At 65.3% G+C, this 3,042-nt stretch carries 5 protein-coding genes and 1 pseudogene; 1 reads left to right on the top strand and 5 read right to left on the bottom strand.

Annotation, left to right across the window (positions count from 1 at the left end; genetic code table 11):
* Window positions 1-461 (top strand): annotated as a pseudogene (locus tag EN925_RS29980) (SAM-dependent methyltransferase); the annotation flags it as partial.
* A gap of 28 nt (window positions 462-489) precedes the next feature.
* Here the strand turns inward: EN925_RS29980 and EN925_RS29975 are convergent.
* The 5 genes from EN925_RS29975 to EN925_RS29955 form a co-directional block, all read right to left on the bottom strand.
* On the bottom strand, window positions 490-675 hold the full coding sequence (locus EN925_RS29975) for a Flp family type IVb pilin (protein WP_013529446.1): 186 nt from the start codon (window positions 673-675) through the stop codon (window positions 490-492).
* A 109-nt stretch (window positions 676-784) separates the two neighbouring features.
* On the bottom strand, window positions 785-1,099 hold the full coding sequence (locus EN925_RS29970) for a hypothetical protein (RefSeq protein WP_013529445.1): 315 nt from the start codon (window positions 1,097-1,099) through the stop codon (window positions 785-787).
* 129 nt (window positions 1,100-1,228) lie between these two features.
* Entirely contained in the window at window positions 1,229-1,651 is a 423-nt protein-coding gene (gene mutT, locus EN925_RS29965; protein ID WP_127365839.1) for an 8-oxo-dGTP diphosphatase MutT, read from the bottom strand.
* Window positions 1,644-2,396 carry a GNAT family N-acetyltransferase gene (locus EN925_RS29960; protein WP_032899301.1) on the bottom strand — a complete coding sequence of 251 codons (753 nt, stop codon included), beginning with the start codon at window positions 2,394-2,396 and terminating at the stop codon, window positions 1,644-1,646. The genes mutT and EN925_RS29960 overlap by 8 nt, the downstream gene beginning before the upstream one ends.
* 29 nt (window positions 2,397-2,425) lie before the next feature.
* Window positions 2,426-3,042: bifunctional ornithine acetyltransferase/N-acetylglutamate synthase (locus EN925_RS29955; RefSeq protein WP_206632995.1), on the bottom strand; the 617-nt coding region annotated here is incomplete at its 5' end.

The following is a 3,042-nucleotide window of genomic DNA, read 5'->3' as shown; positions in this document are numbered from 1 at the left end:
CCTTTGCCGGCGCCGGCACGCTTTTCGAATTGCGCGAAAGCCTGCTTGCGGCCGAGACCGAGCTTTACGGCGGCGCCAGCCCGCGTGTCGCCCCGTTCACCGACGTGCGCGATGCCGGTGCGCTGCTGCAGCGCGCCGGTCTCGCTCTGCCGGTCGCCGACGTCGAGACGGTGACGGTGCGCTATGCCAGCCTGTTCAACCTGATGGCGGATTTGCGGGCCATGGGCGAAACCAATGCGCTCACCGATCGCAGCCGGCGGCCGGGCTCGCGCAAGCTGTTTGCCCGCGCGGCGGAAATCTACGCCGAGCGGTTTTCCGACCCCGACGGCCGCGTCAGGGCAAGTTTCTCGATTGTCTGGATGTCCGGCTGGGCGCCCGACGCTTCGCAGCAAAAACCGCTGAAGCCAGGGTCGGCCAAGGTCTCGCTGAAAACAATCCTGGAGGCGCCCGACGGGCAATGATCCTGCCCCAGGGTGCGGAAAAGCCGGATCAGGGAGTGGGTGCGAAAGCGTTCGCAAGCTTGCTGTTGTTGTCGCTGAACAGCCAGATGATCCCGTCGCGGACCTCACCGATGCCGCCGACGATGGCAAGCGACAGCACGGCGATGATCACGCCATATTCGACGGCCGTGGCGCCGGTCTCGTCGTTCAGAAAACCCAGCAGCACTGCTTTCATGGCCTCAACCCCTCTGTCCGGGACCTTACAGCCGACCTGTTAAGAAAGGTTAACGGCAAAGGCTTAACAGGCGGTGAAACCGCCGCCTTTGCGAAATTTCTTAACCATGTCAGCAGTCGCCGCTGCTCCGGCCATTGGACCTGATGATGCAGACCGAGCTCGGCTGCGGCTGCAGCACGCTGCGGCGCAGCGTGTAGGTTTCGCGATGGCCGATCGAGCCTGTGGCCGCCATGTCGAGCCCGCCGAAACCGTCACGGGCCGACAGCGAGCGTGTCTGGCTGTCGAGGAAAGGGGTTGCGATCAGCGCCAGCGCCACCGCGGCCGAACCGAACAGAAGCGTTATGCGCAATATGCCCATGCCCGCATCGGCGGCGCGAAAGCCGCGCTCGGGCCTGATCGAGTCCCAATCCCTGTCTAGGCTCATGCTATCGCTCCCCGGCAAATCGACGGCTCGGCCGCGAACGGCCATGCTTCAATTTTTCACGACGAGATAAATCTTCCATTAATGCTGGCTGATACAACGCCTCGGCCAGGAACCGGCCGGACGGGAGCCTCAGAGAAGATCGATGAGGAACGGGATCAGCGGCTCATCGGCCGGCGGCATCGGGTAATCGCGCATCTGCTTCGGCCGCACCCATTTCAGCGTCTGCCCTTCCCTGGGCTGCGCGATACCGCGAAAGCGGCGACAGATGAACAGCGGCATCAGCAGGTGGAAATCGTCGTAGGAATGGCTGGCGAAAGTGAGCGGCGCCAGGCACGGGATGTCGGTTTCGATGCCGATTTCCTCATGCAGTTCGCGAATGATGCATTGTTCGGGCGTCTCGCCCGGCTCGACCTTGCCGCCGGGAAATTCCCACAGCCCGGCAAGTTGCTTGCCCTGAGGCCGCTGCGCCAAAAGCACCCGGCCGTCGGCATCGACCAGCGCGCAGGCGGCGACCAGCAGCAGGCGCTTGCCGGCAATCACGACATCATTCATGACCCGGCGGCCGGCGGTAGTGGTAGCGATAGACTTCCTCGAAGCCGAGCGAATGGTAGAGCGCCAGTGCCGGCACATTGTTGGCCTCGACTTGCAGCCAGGCTTCCCGTGCGCCCCGCAGCCGTGCCCATTTCAGTGCCGACAGGATCAGGTTGCGGCCGTGGCCCCTGTTGCGTGCCGACTTGTCGGTGGCGACTTCGAACAGGCCGGCGAGATCGCCGTCATGCACGCAGATCAGCGTCGCCAGCGCTTCTGATCCATCTTCGAGCGCGAACAGCCCGGCTTCGGGCTGGATGGCGCCGATGATCTCCGACAGGCCGGGGCGCAGCGAAACATCCGAACCGCTGACCTTGAGCGACGCGCCGATGAAGCGGCTGATGTCTTTCAGCGGGATCTGGTCCATGGCAGCGTCGAGTTGCGCATCGGCCAGCGGCAGCCGCATGACCAGCGACTCGTCGAACCGGCTCCATCCCTCACGGTCGAGATGGCCAGCAAGATCGGGACCCGACAACGGCGACATGCGGAATGTCAGCGGCCTGCCATAGGCATCGAAACGGCGGCTGGCCCGGCCGATACGGTCGGCAATGTGCTGGATGTCGCCGGGATCGAGCGGATTGACCGAGTTCAGCCGCTTGGCCGGATGGCCGGCGGTCAGCCGCACCACCCAGGTGCCGTCATAGTGGACGGCGGCCGCCGGCCAGGCGCGAAAGCCGGCCGCCTCGTAACGGCGAACGATCGCGAGCATGCTTGCCGGATGCCTGGAGCTCAAAACCGTCAGCTCCGGTAATCGCCATTGATGGCGACATATTCCTTGGTGAGGTCGCAGGTCCACACCGTCGCCTTGCCGCGGCCGATGCCGATATCGGCGCGGATGCGGATATCGTCGCGCTTCATGTAGGCCGACGTCGCGGCCTCGGAATAGCCGGGGTCGCGCTCGCCTTCATGCGCCAGCCTGTTGTCGCCGAACCAGATCGACAGCCGGTCGCGATCGGCGGGTTCGCCGGCCTTGCCGACGGCCATGACGACGCGGCCCCAATTGGCGTCCTCGCCGGCGACTGCCGTCTTGACCAGCGGCGAATTGGCGATCGACAGCGCGATGCGCTTGGCCGAGCGCGCCGATTTGGCGCCGGTGACGGTGACTTCGACCTGCTTGCGGGCGCCTTCGCCGTCGCGCACCACCTGCAGCGCCAGCGATTTCAGCACCTTGCCGAGCGCCCGGCGGAACGTGCCGAGACGGGCATCCTTGGGATCGGTTATCGCCGGCGCGCCGCGCCTGGCGGCCTTGCCGGTGGCGAAGATCAGCAGCGTGTCGCTGGTCGAGGTGTCGCTGTCGACGGTGACCGCGTTGAAAGTCTTGGCCGTGCCGCGCGACAACAGATCCTGCAGGACAG

Origin of the sequence: Mesorhizobium sp. M7A.F.Ca.US.006.04.2.1 (assembly GCF_004022915.1) — a bacterium.
Lineage (GTDB): Bacteria > Pseudomonadota > Alphaproteobacteria > Rhizobiales > Rhizobiaceae > Mesorhizobium > Mesorhizobium ciceri.
The sequence above is the reverse complement of the archived record's forward strand: the minus strand, read 5'-3'. Positions and strand labels throughout refer to the sequence as shown.

What these genes read in the sequence shown, in the direction of transcription:
- EN925_RS29970 (WP_013529445.1), bottom strand. Translation starts at nt 1,099, where the DNA reads ATGAGCCTAGACAGGGATTGGGACTCGATCAGGCCCGAGCGCGGCTTT.
- EN925_RS29975 (WP_013529446.1), bottom strand. Translation starts at nt 675, where the DNA reads ATGAAAGCAGTGCTGCTGGGTTTTCTGAACGACGAGACCGGCGCCACG.
- mutT (WP_127365839.1), bottom strand. Translation starts at nt 1,651, where the DNA reads ATGAATGATGTCGTGATTGCCGGCAAGCGCCTGCTGCTGGTCGCCGCC.
- EN925_RS29960 (WP_032899301.1), bottom strand. Translation starts at nt 2,396, where the DNA reads ATGCTCGCGATCGTTCGCCGTTACGAGGCGGCCGGCTTTCGCGCCTGG.